Here is a 17,098-nt window from a genome sequence, read left to right as displayed (position 1 = left end):
TACGTCCATAAAATACGCTTTTGTTGTTCTAAGGTAAATGCGTTAATTGCAACTTTATATTAACAGATGTTTAGGCAGGATTGATTGGGTTTTCAGGCAGACAGTTATTATCAGGCAAGGAGTTCATCACGCGAAAATCTTTTAAATTAATATTGAGTGGCAGGTCTGTTTGTAACTGCGCGAGCTTATAGCAGAGTCTTGCCATCTCCTTACCTTCGGCAAGTTTTTTGGCTTGTTTAGCGCCTAAGTTAGATAGCGATGAAAACAAGGTTGGTAAGCTTCTAAAGGTTTTCAATAATTCGGCAGCCGACTTAGGGCCTATGCCCGCAATACCAGGAATTTTATTACCGCTATCGCCAGCTAATGCCATCAAGTCGAGAAATTGACTGCGTTCGACACCGAGTTTTTGTTCCAATGCAGCGATATCTAAGTACTGCTGATTAAAGTGATCCCACTGGCTGATTTGGCGATGATTGAGCTGACTAAAACCTTTGTCGGTGGACACAATTATGGCTTCACCCTGCGCTTTGGCGGTTTTTATCGCTAGAGTGGCAATCACATCATCGGCTTCAGCCGCCGCATAAATAGAGCCAATGTTTATCATGGTTAAGTGATCTTGCAGCGCAGCAAGGCCTTTTGCCAGCGGCTCTGGCATAGGTTTACGGCCTTTTTTGTAATCGGGGTAAAGCTGTTTACGCCATGAGATTTCATCACCGTCCCACACGATAGCCACATGGGTAGGGCGATGCACCCGCAGCAGTTTAGTGCACGCCAAACTGACGCGCTCTGTGAGGCTTTGCATATCGGATTCATCGGGGATCGCCGCATAGATGCGGCGAACCAAGTTGAGACCATCGATGATTAAAAACTTGTTCATGGGGTGTTGTTGCTTCGCTCTCTATTTCACTATTTGATAGCAAGGAATATAGGCGCTTCCTGGAAGCTTCATTCTTTGTTGTTGTACAAATGCACTTAAGAGTTTATCCATCATATCCATGAGCTTAGGATCGCCTTTTAATTGGAAGGGGCCATCACGCTCTATGTGCTTGATTGTTTCCGACTTGACGTTACCCGCCACTATACCCGAAAACGCTTTACGCAGGTTGGCGGCAAGTTCGGCTTTATTGGTTTGGAAGTGTAGATCTAAGTTTGCCATCACTTCGTGGCTTGGGATAAAAGGTAACTGAAACTCAGACTCTATCTTCAGTGCCCACTGATATTGGTAAGCATCACCCGTTGAGCGGCGATAGGCTTTTACTTGCTCCATTCCTTGCTTCATGATGCGTGCCACTTCAGTGGGATTATCTATGATAATTTGGTACTTTTTCTGAGCTTCGGGTCCTAAGGTTGAGGCAATAAACTCATCAATCTTAATGAAGTAATCTGCGCTCTCCGTTGGGCCTGTGAGTATCAGGGGGAAAGGTGTTTGTTGGTTTTCTTCGTTAAGTAAAATACCCAATATATAGAGCAATTCTTCAGCCGTGCCAGCACCGCCAGGGAAGATAATAATGCCGTGGCCTAAGCGCACGAAAGCTTCGAGGCGCTTTTCAATATCGGGTAAGATCACCAGTTCATTGACTATTTGATTCGGTGGCTCGGCGGCAATAATACTTGGTTCAGTTAAGCCAATATATCGTGCATTTTTAATCCGTTGCTTGGCATGGCCTATCGCCGCACCTTTCATCGGACCTTCCATCGCACCTGGACCACAGCCAGTACAAATATCTAATTCCCTCAGGCCAAGTTGATAACCTACCTCACGTGTGTACTGATATTCGATGGCATTAATACTGTGTCCGCCCCAACAGACGACCACATTAGGGTCTTTCATCGGTGCTATCGCCCGCGCATTACGCAGAATATCAAACACCACATTGGTGATATGGTGGGCATTGGTCAGATTAATGTGTTTTAGTGAGTCATATCTATCACTGATATAAAGGATATCGCGTAAGACTGAGAACAGGTGCTCTTGAATTCCCGTGATAATTTGACCATCGACAAAGGCTTGTTCGGGGGGATTGATCAGTTCTAATTTTACACCACGCTCCCGTTGTAGAACGTTGATGTCGAAATCATGGTATTGCTCGAATAGGGCTTTAGAGTTGTCGGTTTTTAAACCCGCGGCAAGCACTGCTAAGGAGCAGTTGCGGTACAGTTGGTATAGGGCACTTTTGGCACTATTTTTGAGTCGATCAACTTCAAGTTGCGAAAGCTGATCCATGCTGCCTTTTGGGCTGACTTTTACTATCATTTACCACTCCTTCGTCATGACAGGAGTGATTAGAGGAGGCGTATAGTGGGGCTTAATTATACGTCAATCACAACCCTGTCTCTGCTTTCGTGTTTCGCTTTGTAGAGTGCTGCATCGGCGCGTTCAAAGGTCTCATGTATGAGTTCACTTCCCATAACTTGCGCAGCCCCTATAGATACTGTAACTGTAATTCTCTGATTTTTAAATTTAAATGGAATATTTTTTACTTTCTCGCGCACTCTGTTTAAAAGTTGAGCGATATCAGCAGGTGCCACATCAGGTAATAGCAGTACAAATTCTTCACCACCATAGCGGGCTACAAATTCTGTATCTCGCAGTGAGTTTTTCAATGCCATTGCTATAACTTGCAAGGTTTTATCACCTGTGCTGTGACCAAAACTGTCGTTGATGGTTTTGAAGTGATCGATATCGGCAACGGCAACCCACAACGGGGACTTATGCCGTTGATAGTTACGGTATTCTAGCTCCATGCGCTCTTCTAATGCAGCACGGTTAGGCAATTGAGTTAAGCTGTCGAGTAAGTTGAGTTTTTGTTGTTCAAACAAACGCTCTTTGTAGGTGTTAGCCTCACTACTTAACTCATTAAGCTCTTTGCGCATTGTCTCCATAGACTTGCGCAGCAGAGCTTGCTCTCTTTGCTCTAGGGCCTCTTTACGGGCTAATGCCGAGCGGATAGAGTTAAGTTGCTCTGTTAGTTGAGCTTTAAGGTCAACGACGTCTTCCACATCGATAATGATTTCACCTGCATTATCGACGCGGGTGTTAATCTCACGATTCAGCTGGGTTTTTAATTGGAAGCTACGTTGATTGTGATTGTAAGATTCGCTCACCACTTCACGCACCGCGGCTAAGGCATCATTGAGTGCAAACAAAAACTCTTGGGATGCCGATTTCTCGCGGGCGATGTTATCAAGCAATAACGCTAAAATGGTTTGGTAGGCTTCGAGCAAGCTATCAACTTCAATCTCAGAAGAGAGTACTTCTTTGATCACTAATACTTGGTCACGTTGATCTTTACGAAACTCGATTTCCGAAATCATCTGCGCCAGCTCATGGGCTAGTTGCCTGTGTTTTGGTAAGACATCAAGTTTTTCAGATTCGCTAAATTGTAGCTGTAATATGGTTTCGTAGAAGCCAATGATTTGCTTAACTTTAGGTATATATTCCCACACAGTATGAAAAGGTTTAGCCAGATCTTGCTTGAAGTAATTGACCTCTTTTTTGAGCTTTTCAGGTGCAGAGTTAACACGTTGGATCTGACGGATCACCTGTGACAAACCAGTACGACTCTCTTCGAGTTGTACCATCACATGGTGATATTGGCCTTTTAGCAGGCGCTCGACATCAACTAATTCTGGCAATGCCTCATCGACTCGCTCAAACGTATTTAAGTTATGGCGAAGTTTGGCGAGTTTATTATCCAGCTCAAGATTTTGCCCTTTACAGGCGAGGCTTAAGTGACCAATAAATTGGAGTAATGTCTGTAACTTTGCATTTCTATCTTCATTAACTTCATCAAGGGCAAGTTTGGCCGAATGGAGTTTCTGTTGCAGCAAGGCAAGTTGTGAAACTGTAGCGCTTGAATCCTTCATCCTGAGTATTGTCCTAACTCTGCAAGGCTAAAAAACATGACAATCCTATGTCCAGATTAGCTGTTAACTCATATGATACTAATGTTATAACACTGGGCGTAGAGTGCAAATGCGATTTACCTGTGACTCTGTGATTAATTACCGATATTGATCAAATATTTTCCAGTAATTGCCTATCTTGGTTATTTTCCCAGCAAGGCCAGCGAACATCCTCTTTATTGCCGTTGGTCTCTAATCTGATTAATCCACGCTCAATGCCTTTTTCAAGGTGCAAAAATAACGGATTTGCAAATAAGCTCAAAGGAACAAAGTCGAGGGCTCTGAGAGCGACATAATAGTCGTTATTGCCACCTAAACTACGGGCACAGGCAAGCGCCATCTGCACTGTTTCAAATTTTAATTTTGCGGCCATTTTAATTTCTGATTTCGCTAAAAGTGGCAAATGCGCAAAGCCAAGACGGAAATGATGTGTGATTTGCTGTTCATCGAGTTTCAGGCGTACTTGGCTGAGTATTTGTGTCGGCTCAATAGGTTGCGTGAACCGAACCGCAAATACCCCTTGGCGTACCACATAAACAGATGCTGCAAGTGCATCCGTTAGATGATTGGCAATTTGCGCTGTTACTGCATCACTAAAATATTGGCCATAGTCCAGATCCGCCGTAAGTTGGGTGGGAAAGGCGATAATCCCGAGTGCTGTTGTGGATTCCTGACTTTGATTATGGCTTAAGTGCGCTAATAATGCGGCATACCCTAAATTGTGAGTGAAGGGCTCCTGTAGCGTTAATTGAGTTAATGCCGCGTTTTTAGCCGTTATTTTGCGGCGATTTTGTAGCATGAAAATAATCACGAGCAGCAAGAGTCCAGCAATAAGGCTGCAAATGAGCAGTAGCGTGTGAGTGTTGTTGCTTTCTTTCACTGTCTCAACGAGTTTTCCCTGTAGCATGTTGAGCTCAAGTTTAAGCTGTTGTTCTGCAAGGGCAGAGGCTGACACAGGTGAGTCTTTATCTGTCTCAGCTGGCTTTTTACCTAGCTCAATGATACGGGCTTGGGCATCGATGGTTTTTGCTAATTCACCTAATTTTTGCGCCGCCGAGGCGATAAGGGTGAGTGCGGATTTTTGTTCATCGACCAGTTTTAAATCGACCGCGAGTGCTAATGCGATATCGGCATGGGCCATCATCAGCGGCCAATCTTGGTTGGTTTGGGCGATTTCACCAATTAAGAGTTCGTTATAAACTTGATAGTGATGGCTTTGTTTTTCTTTGAATATTTGATTGGCCATCAGTAAATATTTTAGGGCGTTAACATTGTCTTTAATATTTGAGTAGGCTTGTCCTAAATTATGGAAATTAAGCCCCTGTGCGATGTAGTTACCGCGTTTTGCATCTAATTGCTGGGCATTTAGGTAGTAATCAATCGCTTTATGCCAATCCCCTTGTTCGCCATAGACCATAGCGATCACTGTCATACAACTTGAAAGATAAGTGTCATTGCCCATTTTTTTAAAGCCAGCCGCGGCTTCATGAGCGTTTTTAAGCGCTTCATCCCACTGCTTTAAGTCACGGTATACTTTAGAAAGTTGCAATTGCAGATTGGTTTTCATTGAAGGGTAATTAGAACGATTGGAGATCCGAATCGCTTCACTATAATGCTGTAATGATTTTGTAAGCTGCTGGTTAAAATTGTAATAAAAGCCAAGCCTCGCTTCAGCCGCCGCGATTAAGTAATCGTTTCTGAGTTTATAGGCAATGTCGCGGTATGTGTGGAAGTGCATCAGTGCAGGCACTTCTTGGCGGATCAATAAATGTAAGCCACCTAGATGTTCATGAATATTGTGTTTAAGAATTAATGCTTCGATGTCATAGCTGTCGTTGATGCGGGTGAGCGCTTCATTATAAAGACCAATCGCTTCTTGATATTTCTGTTCCGTACGGCCAAGGTAACGGCCATTTAACATGGCGACCATGGCAAGTTCGTAGGGCGATTGCGCCGCAGTCGATAGGAGTTCAATCAAGCTTTTTGCGTTTTGAAAATCGACCTTGGTTTTAACGTTTGGCTCCATATTGAGGCGGGCCAGTAAATACAAAATCTGTTCAAATTCGAGTGGATTGTAGCCTTGCTCTTGGGCTGCGCGCTCAAATTGGTCACGGTTTTGAAAAGCGAGGGGAAAGGAAATCGTTTTGTTGAGCGCATCATACATTTGCTGCGGTGATTCTCTTAACTCAATCTCATCCGCTTCGATATCTCGGCTTTGGACAGTAAAAGGCAGTGACAGCAACAGAGTAAATAAAATAACCGTGAGTTTTTGCATTTGAACTGTGATTCCTCATTCCTTTAGTCAAGGAACTTATTTTGTTAGCTTTTGTTAGCGCCTAATGAGGATGCTACATCGACTTGTTATACTTGGAAAAATCATATGAAGCATAATAACAGAAGGAAGCAAGAGTGAAACCCAACAGACTATCAATCTTGATATTGAGCGCATTATTTTCGGGTCAAGTATTGGCCGATGTGAAATACCAAATCGACCTTATTAAACCCGAACACCATATTGCCCAAGTGAGTGTCACTTTTCCTGAAGTGAAGACGAACGATTTTACGGTGAATCTCCCTGTGTGGCGGACGGGCAAATATCAAGTATTGCCTTTGGCCGATGGTGTGCGCTTATTTAGTGCTAAAGATAGTCAAGGTCATGAACTGCAATGGAAGCGCACCGCGAGCAGTGAATGGCAAGTGGCGCTCACGCAGCCAACCCGTGTTACCGTCAGTTATCAATTGTATGCTAATGAATTAGGCCAAAGGGTGCGCCATATTGACGCGAGCCATGCCTATTTAGATGCTAGCGGTGTGTTCATGTACAGTCCGCAATTTCGCTCTGAACCAATATCCGTAGAATTAAAAGTACCTAAAAATTGGCAAAGTTACTCTGGGATGTCATCGGGTAAGGCCGCTCATTCCTTTATTGCCCCTAATTATGATGTGTTGATCGACTCCCCGATTGAAACTGGTGTGAGTACCCATAAACAATTTAGTGCTAATGGTAAAAACTATGAATTGGTGTTTTGGGGGGAAGGTAACTATGACACGGATAAAATAGTAAAAGATCTTAAAGCCTTAAGCGGTCAAGCTAAGGTGATTTGGGATGATTATCCTTTTGATCGTTACGTTTATATGGTGCATGCAACGAGTGGTGCCAGTGGCGCGACAGAACATTTAAATTCTACTGTCATTCAGCTGCCGCGCTTTAGTTTCCGTGAACGCAAGGACTACCTGCGCTTTATTAGCACGGCATCCCATGAGTTTATCCATACCTGGAACGTGAAGGCTTATCGCCCCGAGGGATTAGTTCCCTACGATTATCAACATGAAAACATGACGGAATTACTGTGGATGGCTGAAGGTTCTACCAGTTATTTTCAAGATCAGTTGCTGTTGCGGGCTGGAGTGATAACAGTTAAAGAGTTCCTCGAAGATTTAGCCAAGCGCGTCGAGAAAAACCAACTCAATCCAGGTCGTGAAACTCAATCTGTGGCAGAGGCGAGTGCGGGGGAGTGGAGCAGTATCGGTGGCGATTATGCCATTAACCACAGTGTAAATATTTACTCAGAGGGCTACTTAACCTCTTTAGCCTTAGATTTTTCATTGCTGCAAGACTCCGAGCTTAAGTATTCATATCGCGATGTGCACCGTCGTTTATATCAAGAACATCGCGTACCAAAAGGCTATGGTGTTAGTGATGTTCAGTACATTCTTAAAGACTTATCCGGCAAAGATTATGCACCTTGGTGGCAAGCCAATGTGAATAGTCCCATGAGTTTAGATTTCCCAGAATTATTATCACAGGCTGGGTTAAATCTGTCCTATGGTAAAGATTCAAAAGCTGAGGCATTTGCGGGAATGACCTTGAGCAGTACCCATGGCTCTTTAGTGTTAGACCAAGTGTTGCGTAATGGTCCTGCTTGGCAAGCGGGTATAGTTGCGGGGGATGAAGTATTAGCGATTAATGGTCTCAAGGTGACTGCTGCGGGTTTCTATAAGCGCATCAAAGACTTTAAGGTTGGCGATAGTGTAGAGGTGACATTATTTAGCAACGATAAAATCAAGCAAGTACAGCTCACCCTTGGCGAGCAGCAAAGCGGTAAGCTAGTGCTCAAGGGGGATGCAAAAGCGACTAAACAGCAAAAAGCTTTCTTCAAGACTTGGTTAGGCATTGATTGGCCGTTTGACAATAAAGGCGAGTTAGCAACTAAAGCTTAATGTGGTTAGGGCTTCATCTTTAGCATCTAAATGCCTTTGTCTTAAAACCACCTTAAGTAAAATCGTCATAAAAAAGGCGCAACCATTATTTTGATGTGGCGCCTTTTCTTATCTTGTACGGCTCAGTCTAACAAGCGAGTCGTAGCTCTCGTCTGCTTAACGAGTTTTGCTTAAACTTGTGCGTCTTCGAGTCCACCAAGGGCGGCCACGAGTGCATGCATCAAGGCGACTAACTCGCTGCCCATTAGGGCAAAGTCTGCATCTAAACGAGCCATAGGATCGTCAGTGCCGACTTCATCGTTCCCTGCTCTAAATTCTTCAGAGAATTTAAGGCGCTTCACGCTGGCATCTGATTGCAATAATAGTGCAATCGATTGGCCGAAATGCAGCGCTAACTTGTGTACTTGCTTACCTGTTGCTAAGTGAGCTAACACTTCGTCTTCTTTCAAATCCTGCTGCTTAAAGCGCACAATTCCGCCTTCATCAGCTTCAGATTTGAGCTCGGCTTCGTCTTGCATTTCAAAGGGTAATGGCGCGCTGCCAAGTTTTAACCATTCAGTTAAATTGGATTCGACTGGCGCTTTAAAGCTCAGTGGGATCACAGGTAAACTGCCGAGAGCTTTACGTAATAACGCTAATAATTCTTCGGCCTTAGTGGCACTTGAACTATCAACGAGGATCATTTCTAGCTCAGGCAAAATCAAGGCGTGGGTTTGGCTTCGGCGCGAGAAAGCGCGTGGCAGTAGGCTAGTGATGATTTCATCTTTTAGCGCATCTTTTTCTTTTTTCGCCAGTTTACGATTTTCTTCATCTTCAATGAGAGCCACTTTTTCTTCTAAGGCTTCTTTGATGACTTGGCCTGGCAGAATTTTCTCTTCTTTAGTCACGCAGATCAGATGGCGATTGTCAGCGCTATGGACCAAAGAACTGCCTTTTTTGCCTAACGCATTTGAGAAACCAAATTTACTGACATCTTGGCTTGAGCAGGGGGAGAAAGTGAAATCGGCCAACGCAGTTTCTAGCGCTTCGGTTTCGACGGCAAAAGGTTTATTGAAACGATAAAGAGTAAGATTTTTAAACCACATAAGAGGCGCCCATTGAAAATTAAAGTGGCAGTTTACGGCATAGTTTGGGCGGGGTAAACCTGTGTTCAATAGCTGATTTTTAACGGAAGATCAGAATTCATTAAACTGTAACATAATAATTAGCTTAGCTGCAGCCTGCATTTTTACTGGGTTTTATGCCTGGCTTCGCGTCAGCTTTTTTGCACGCCAACGTTAATGGTCACAATTGAAATAAAATTGAAACACATTCATTGCAAACTTTCGGTCGTTCCAAACCAATAACCAAGACGAACATAACGTCGAAAGGATTAAATGATGAACGTTTTTTGTAAAACTCTACTTGCTTCTGCGCTAGCTTCTGCAACTCTGGCTTCAGCTAATGCCGCTGAGCCACTGACTGTTTATGGTAAGTTGAATGTCACTGCTCAATCAAATGATGAGAAAGGTGATGCTACAACAACTATTCAAAGTAATGCTTCTCGTTTTGGTGTGAAGGGTGATTTTGCGCTGTCTAGCTCGCTGGAAGCTTTCTACACAGTGGAATATCAAGTTGATACAGGTGCAGCATCAAGCGATAACTTTACTGCACGTAACCAATTTGTTGGTTTGAAAGGCGCATTTGGTTCGTTCTCTGTGGGTCGTAATGATACCTTGTTGAAAATTTCTCAAGGTGATGTTGATCAGTTTAACGACCTTTCAGGTGACTTAGGTAAGCTGTTCAAGGGTGAAGTTCGCGCTGCTCAAACGGCGACTTACCTTACGCCTTCCTTTGGTGATTTTGTATTCGGTGTTACCTATGTTGCCGAAGGAAATGATGTAAAAGGTCAATTTGCTCAAGATGGTTTTAGCTTAGCGGCCATGTATGGTGATGCGAAACTGAAGAAAACACCCGTTTATGCATCTCTTGCCTATGACTCAGATGTGTCTGGATATGAGATTGTTCGTGCCAGCTTACAAGCTAAGTTAGCCGGTATTAAACTGGGTGGTATGTACCAGCAACAAGAGCAAACCTATAAATTTGATTCTGCAACGTCGATGCCAGTTGAAGTCACTGCAGAAAGTGCTAACGGCTATCTATTAAGCGCTGCCTATGATATCGATGCTGTTACTTTAAAAGCTCAGTTCCAAGATATGGAAGAACTTGGTGATTCATGGTCGGTAGGTGCAGACTACAGCTTAGGTAAGCCAACTAAACTATTCGCTTTCTACACGAACCGTTCGTTAGAAGCGTCTACAGATGATGACAAATACATTGGTGTTGGCTTAGAACACAAATTCTAAATCCAGCATTAAAACTCAATTAAGGAGGCATATAGCCTCCTTTTTTATTGCTATAAACAAACAGTTATATAAACTTATTATGACAAATATTACTACTATATGGCTCAAGCGGCGTGCTTATTCATAAATCTGTAATAAAAATGACTAATAATAGCCGTGTTGACATTCACTGACAGAAAATCACTTATGACTGCAAGGATATTGATAGTAGAAGACGAGTTGGCCATCCGCGAGATGCTGACTTTTGTAATGGAACAGCATGGGTTTACCACCTCTGCGGCGGAAGATTTTGATTCGGCCATTGCGCTGCTAAAGGAGCCTTACCCCGATCTGATTTTATTGGATTGGATGTTTCCTGGCGGAAGTGGTATTCAATTGGCGAAACGCTTAAAGCAAGATGAGTTTACGCGCCAAATTCCAATCATTATGTTAACCGCCCGCGGTGAAGAGGAAGATAAAGTCAAAGGCCTCGAAGTTGGCGCCGATGATTACATCACTAAACCTTTTTCCCCTAAAGAGCTGGTCGCACGTATTAAGGCCGTATTGCGTCGCAGTGCACCGACTCGTTTAGAAGAAACCATTGATGTACAGGGCTTAATGCTCGATCCTGTGAGTCACAGGGTGAGTGTGGGTGAAACTGTATTAGATATGGGCCCAACCGAATTTCGTTTATTACACTTTTTCATGACCCATCCTGAGCGTGTTTACAGCCGTGAACAGCTACTTGATAATGTGTGGGGCACCAATGTGTATGTTGAAGACAGAACCGTTGACGTGCATATCAGACGCCTTCGTAAAGCCGTTGAAGAGTCTGGTCATGATCGCTTGATCCAAACGGTTCGTGGCGCTGGTTATCGTTTCTCTACACGCATTTAGTGCTGAATAACTGTTAGGCACAAGTTAGCTTTTACGCTATCTTGTGCTCCTCTTATTTAGCCTGATGTTTGGGTTTATTTATGTCTGACTCTTATTCAGGGTATCGGTTGTTTACGCGCTTAGGTTTATATCTACTGCTTTGCGCGCTAATAGGTTTATTGGTAGGGGAACTTCTCTGGATACTCTTTATCGGCACGCTAGGGTTAGTTTGCTGGCATTACCGACAATTATCACGGCTTAACTTTTGGTTATGGCGGGATAGGAAACTCACGCCGCCGCAGGGCAGTGGGAGCTGGGAAGGTGTATTTAACGGTATTTATCGCCTTCAAGGGAAGAATCGTCGACGAGTCGGTCAACTGGCCGCACTGCTGGCACGATTCCGTCAAGGTGCAGAGGCGTTACCCGATGCCGCTGTCGTGCTTGATTCAGAGCATAATATTTTATGGTGTAACAAGTTAGCGCAACTCATTCTCGGTTTTGTGTGGCCACAGGATAATGGTCAACGAATCGATAATTTAATCCGTCATCCTGATTTTTCTGCTTACATTAAATCCGCACAATACAAAGAGCCGCTGGAGTTACCTTCGCCGGTATCGGATAGGCGTTTGCTTGAAATCCGTATCATGGCTTACGGTGATAGGCAGCTACTGTTAATTGCGCGGGATATCACTCGTATACGTCAGCTTGAGGGAATGCGAAAAGAGTTTGTCGCCAATGTGTCGCATGAATTAAAAACGCCGCTCACTGTGCTACAGGGTTACCTCGAAATGATGCAAAGCATGGCTGAGCCTGATTCGATGAACGTCAAGCCGTTAGCATTGATGCAGCAGCAGACACGACGAATGCAATCTATGGTCGAACAGCTATTGATGTTATCGCGAATTGAAGATGCGGCGGATATTAATCTCGAAAACACAGTCAATATGACGCAGTTAATGGAGGTACTCAAGGAGGAAGCTAAGGCGCTGGCACAAGATAAGTATGAGTTGAGTTTCTATTGTGAGCCTGGACTTGATTCTCACGGCAATGAATTGCAGCTGAGAAGTGCCTGTTCTAACTTGATTTCTAATGCGATTCGTTACACAGAACCTGGCGGGAAAATTACAGTGCAGTGGTGCAGTGTGGCTACGGGTGCCATCTTTAGCGTAACGGATACGGGTGAAGGTATTGCGGCTCAGCATATTGGTCGATTAACGGAACGCTTTTATCGGGTAGACAGTGCGCGCTCAAGGCAAACTGGTGGTAGTGGTTTAGGTTTAGCGATAGTAAAACATGCGCTTAACCACCATCACAGTAAGCTTAAAATCAGCAGTGAAGTCGGTAAAGGCAGTACTTTTAGCTTTATTATCCCTTTGCATCTTATCGAACGTAAGAAATAGTATGTGTGAGTGAAATATTTACAATAAATATTAAAAACAGGCCATTAGGGCCTGTTTTTATTTCTAGGTTTATTGAGTCTTTATTATACCAATAGTATTAAATATCTGTTCATTCAGCGGGGATTCAACGCGCTTTAGACAAGGCGAAGGCTTGAAGGCATAGTGGTGCTCTGTCGAAAGCCTTTAACGCAGTATAAAGCGCGTTGCCATGCCGTTAACATCAGCCGCCCTTCGGGAGCCACACTGGCATCCCACTCCGGTGTTGCATGAATGACCATTTCTGCGTCAATGCGCCTTGGATTGAAATGCCTGTGAGGCTCTGAACTGATTAGATATTTAATGTGATTGGTATTAATGACAGAAAAAAGCGATAAATAGTGCATTGTCATTTAAGTGTCATATCACGGACATAGAATTGTCATTGTAGCGATTGATACTGGCTGCGTCTGAAGAAACTTAAGTTACAAATTAGTTAGCTTACTACTGGAGCACATAATGAAACTGAAAAAGCTTGTCGGCGCGATTACTCTAACAGCCGCTGGTGTATTCTCTGCCACTGCGATGGCATCGATTGATCCATCTCTGCCTACTTATGAAAAAGCGAGCGGTGTATCTGGCAACTTATCATCTGTAGGGTCAGATACCTTAGCCAACATGATGACACTTTGGGCAGAAGAATTTAAACAAATGTACCCTAACGTCAACATTCAGATCCAAGCGGCGGGTTCTTCTACTGCGCCACCAGCGTTGACTGAAGGCACTTCACAGTTCGGTCCTATGAGCCGTAAGATGAAGCCTAATGAAGTCGAAGCGTTCGAAAAGCATTTTGGTTATAAACCAACTGCGATTCGTGTAGCTATCGATGCTTTAGCCGTATTCGTGCACAAAGATAACCCAATCAAAGGCTTAAGCGTTGAGCAAGTTGATGGCATTTTTTCTTCAACTCACAAATGTGGTAGCAGTGACATCCAACGTTGGGGCGATTTAGGCTTAGACGGTAACTGGTCTGCCAAAGACGTTCAACTTTACGGTCGCAACTCAGTATCGGGCACTTACGGTTACTTTAAAGAGCACGCGCTTTGTAAAGGTGACTTTAAAGCTAACGTAAACGAGCAACCTGGTTCAGCTTCTGTTGTGCAATCTGTTTCTCAATCTTTGAATGCGATTGGCTACTCAGGTATCGGTTACAAAACTGCAGGTGTTAAAGCTGTTGCCATCGCTAAGAAAGGCAATGAGTTTATCGAAGCTACAGCTGAAAACGCGGCTAATGGTACTTACCCACTATCACGTTACTTATACGTTTACGTGAACAAGCAACCAAACAAAGACTTAGCACCAATGGAAAAAGAATTCCTGCGTTATGTGTTGTCTAAGCAAGGTCAGCAAGTGGTAGAGAAAGATGGCTATGTGCCAGTGCCTAATAGCGTAGTTGCTAAGGATTTAGAGCAAGTAGGTATTCGCTTGTAAGCCAAACGGCTTGTTAATCAAGGACCTCTTAGGAGGTCCTTTTTGTTTTTGTGGTTTTAAATGTGTGATGATGTCAGGTTTAGACCAAATTAAAGACATAAAAAAAGCAACCTAAGTAGGTTGCTGTAAATTCCAATTCGGAATCTTGGGACGGTCGCGCTAGAAACCATCTAAAGGAGAATGATGATGAACGAAGAAACTCATTACAAAGATTCGGTTCATAATATCTGACTCAGCATCATCAAATTAGTTCAGGGAAAGTGCGAAATATTTTAAATAATTTTGCATTTTGTTTTTATAAAAAGAGGCTGACTCGATTTTTGCCAAGTTTGCACGTCTCAATTTTAGCTGCTTCTACTGTGACTACCGATAAATCCAGCAAGCTAGAGATAGCCTATTGCAAACTCGGTATCTACACCTAAAGATGAACTGTTACAAAAAACTTGTTCCTAAGGAGCTCTAGAGCTCAGTTACGATTTGCCTCTGAGTAAATTTGCAGTCGATAATACCTTCTAATGATTAGTGATAAGTTATCAAGCCCGTCACCACCGCAAGGTAACTCATAACTCACTATTTAGAACATACCGCTCAAAACTTGAATATCGAGGCGACAGTGTTGCAACCAACTAAGAGTACATTAGCTGATGTAGCCCCTTGGGATTTAACCCGAGATTACCATTCTTTTGCGAATACCGAACAAGTGCAAGTGACCCATGTCTCTTTGGATGTCATGGTGGATTTTGACGCGCAGCGTCTTTTCGCTAAAGCGACGCTGTCCTTGGATTTTCTTGAGTGTGATGTAACAGAGCTTTGGCTTGATAGTCGAGATCTAACCATACTCGCTGTGACTTGTTTTAATGCTACAGAGGGGGTGAATGCATTAACAGAAATGGATGAAGAACCGCTCGACTTTGTGCTTAATGAAGCTGACCCCATACTCGGGCAAAAATTGTGTATCACTTTACCTGCATTTCTTTGCAAGCAGGTTTGTATTCACTATCAAACCTCTCCGTCCGCCCAAGGATTACAGTGGCTAGTGCCTGAGCAAACCGCGGGTAAACAGTTACCTTACCTCTTTAGTCAATCGCAACCGATCAATGCCCGTAGTTGGATCCCATTACAAGATACGCCTAAGGCGCGGATAACTTTTGATGCTAAGGTGCAAGTGCCTAAAGGCATGCGCGCCGTTATGAGCGCGATGAATCATCCCGATACGCCACTTAATGGTGTGTTTCACTTTGAGATGGAACAGCCTATTCCGACCCATTTAATGGCCTTGGCTGTGGGTGATATTGCCTTTCAAGCTATAGGTCCAAGATGCGGCGTGTATACCGAGCCGAGCATGTTAGTGGCCGCCGCAAAAGAGTTTGAAGATACTGAACACATGCTCGACGTTGCCGAGTCATTGTTAGGTCCTTACGTATGGGGCCGCTATGACATGATTATCTTGCCGCCGAGTTTCCCATTCGGTGGAATGGAAAATCCGCGTTTAGCCTTTTTAACGCCCACACTCATTGCTGGTGATAAAAGCTTAGTGTCAACCGTTGCCCATGAGTTAGCGCATTCTTGGACGGGCAATTTGGTCAGTAATGCGACTTGGCGTGATCTCTGGTTAAACGAAGGTTTCACGACCTATTTTACTAACCGTATTGTCGAGGCTGTCTACGGCAAAGAACAGGCAGAATTAGAATGGGTAATAGAGTTTGGTCGCTTAAAAGAAGAAATAGCGTCTTTGCCTAAGGATAAGCAAACTTTACCCGCTAATGTGCAGCAGGACGATCCTAATCTTGCCTTTAATCGTTTTACTTATGATAAGGCTTCGATGTTTGTCCATGATTTAGAGCGCAGGCTAGGGCGAGTAGAGTTTGATAAATTTTTACTCACTTATGTGAATCATTTTGCGTTTAAAGCCATTACCACCGAAGTGTTTGTCGAGTACGCAAAACAAACTTTATTGCAATTACACGCAGATAAAATCACTGAAGCTGAACTATTAACGTGGATTTATGGTGAAGGCTTACCTGAGGGCTATTACGGGCCAACATCCATGAGTTTAGATAAAGTCGATGATGCGCTGGCATGTTTTTTACAGGGAACAGCAGCGGGCCGATTAAGCGTTAAAGATTGGCGAGTGCACCATTGGCAATATTTTCTGACCCAATTACCTGAAGTCGTTAGTCAAGTTCAATTGATGGATCTGGATGAGACCTTCCAATTAACCCAATCGACTAATGCAGAAATTGCCTGTGATTGGTTTCGAGTCGCTATTCGTAATCATTATGATCCTGTGTTGCCGGCATTAAGTGCCTATTTAGTGCGTATTGGACGCGGTAAATTTGTGCGGCCACTCTATGCTGAGTTACAAATTGCGGGATATCACTCTGAATTAAAAGACATCTATACAAAGGCTCGTGCAGGCTATCATCCTTCGATTCAAGTTCAATTGGACAAATCACTCAGCTTATAGAAATTTAGGTAAAAAAAATGGCAACCTATGGGTTGCCACAAAGAAATCAGTGCGGGATACAAATAGAATTCAATGCGCTAGCGTGTTTTCTATTGTGTCCCCAAAGGGAGATGATGATGAACGACCAACCAATTCGACTCAATGCGATAAAACAGAAACTGTGTCATTTGAGTGCATGAAACTGCGACTTCACATATTTCATTCTCAAGGTGCATTTAATCTTATCCGTTAATCCTTACCTATACTCAGAGTCGCCATTTTTAATTAAGTTCACTGATATCAGAAAAAAATCCCAAAAAGTTTAAAAAAGATTTGCTGGGGCATTTTCTGGGGAATACTGAGTGCTTACACTTAAGTTTTACATTTTTTAAATTAAAATCATGGGGATAAAAATTAAACGCGTGTCAATTTATTAATCTATGAGCTAGCGTTAGCGC

General features: G+C 43.4%; 11 protein-coding genes. 6 read left to right on the top strand and 5 right to left on the bottom strand.

Going from position 1 to position 17,098, the window contains the following annotated elements; all coding sequences use genetic code 11:
- Positions 1–70: 70 nt before the first annotated feature.
- From xni to GWI56_RS02735, 4 genes are all read right to left on the bottom strand, one after another.
- The gene (gene xni, locus GWI56_RS02750; protein WP_198572076.1) at positions 71–877 is read right to left on the bottom strand and encodes a flap endonuclease Xni; all 807 of its coding nucleotides are present in this window, start codon (positions 875–877) and stop codon (positions 71–73) included.
- A gap of 21 nt (positions 878–898) precedes the next feature.
- A complete protein-coding gene (gene ppnN / locus GWI56_RS02745; RefSeq protein WP_028760679.1) occupies positions 899–2,254 on the bottom strand; it encodes a nucleotide 5'-monophosphate nucleosidase PpnN in 1,356 nt (451 codons plus the stop codon).
- A gap of 56 nt (positions 2,255–2,310) precedes the next feature.
- Positions 2,311–3,867: a GGDEF domain-containing protein gene (locus GWI56_RS02740; RefSeq protein ID WP_105249767.1), complete on the bottom strand. Its 1,557-nt coding sequence runs from the start codon at positions 3,865–3,867 to the stop codon at positions 2,311–2,313.
- 151 nt (positions 3,868–4,018) lie between these two features.
- Positions 4,019–6,181, bottom strand: a complete 2,163-nt coding sequence (locus GWI56_RS02735; protein ID WP_198572075.1) for a tetratricopeptide repeat protein — start codon at positions 6,179–6,181, stop codon at positions 4,019–4,021.
- Positions 6,182–6,315: 134 nt separating this feature from the next.
- Between GWI56_RS02735 and GWI56_RS02730 the strand changes: the two genes are divergently transcribed.
- Positions 6,316–8,127, top strand: coding sequence for a PDZ domain-containing protein (locus tag GWI56_RS02730; protein WP_198572074.1), 1,812 nt, complete (start codon positions 6,316–6,318; stop codon positions 8,125–8,127).
- A 170-nt stretch (positions 8,128–8,297) separates the two neighbouring features.
- Here GWI56_RS02730 and rdgC read toward each other — a convergent pair whose 3' ends face one another.
- On the bottom strand, positions 8,298–9,212 hold the full coding sequence (gene rdgC / locus GWI56_RS02725; RefSeq protein ID WP_113941038.1) for a recombination-associated protein RdgC: 915 nt from the start codon (positions 9,210–9,212) through the stop codon (positions 8,298–8,300).
- Between the two features lie 291 nt (positions 9,213–9,503).
- Between rdgC and GWI56_RS02720 the strand changes: the two genes are divergently transcribed.
- The 5 genes from GWI56_RS02720 to GWI56_RS02700 all read left to right on the top strand — a co-directional run bounded on the left by GWI56_RS02720 (position 9,504) and on the right by GWI56_RS02700 (position 16,661).
- Positions 9,504–10,472, top strand: coding sequence for a porin (locus tag GWI56_RS02720; protein WP_168823290.1), 969 nt, complete (start codon positions 9,504–9,506; stop codon positions 10,470–10,472).
- 186 nt (positions 10,473–10,658) lie between these two features.
- Positions 10,659–11,348, top strand: coding sequence for a phosphate regulon transcriptional regulator PhoB (gene phoB / locus GWI56_RS02715; RefSeq protein WP_006085167.1), 690 nt, complete (start codon positions 10,659–10,661; stop codon positions 11,346–11,348).
- 80 nt (positions 11,349–11,428) lie between these two features.
- Positions 11,429–12,727, top strand: coding sequence for a phosphate regulon sensor histidine kinase PhoR (phoR, locus tag GWI56_RS02710; RefSeq protein ID WP_198572073.1), 1,299 nt, complete (start codon positions 11,429–11,431; stop codon positions 12,725–12,727).
- A 495-nt stretch (positions 12,728–13,222) separates the two neighbouring features.
- A complete protein-coding gene (locus GWI56_RS02705) occupies positions 13,223–14,194 on the top strand; it encodes a phosphate ABC transporter substrate-binding protein PstS family protein (RefSeq protein ID WP_113941039.1) in 972 nt (323 codons plus the stop codon).
- Between the two features lie 613 nt (positions 14,195–14,807).
- Positions 14,808–16,661, top strand: a complete 1,854-nt coding sequence (locus tag GWI56_RS02700; RefSeq protein WP_198572072.1) for a M1 family metallopeptidase — start codon at positions 14,808–14,810, stop codon at positions 16,659–16,661.
- Positions 16,662–17,098 lie beyond the last annotated feature (437 nt).

The sequence above is a fragment of the Shewanella sp. DW31 genome (assembly GCF_015767295.1).
Lineage (GTDB): Bacteria > Pseudomonadota > Gammaproteobacteria > Enterobacterales > Shewanellaceae > Shewanella > Shewanella oncorhynchi.
Note: the sequence above shows the minus strand (reverse complement) of the source record. Positions and strands in the feature narration are given on the sequence as shown.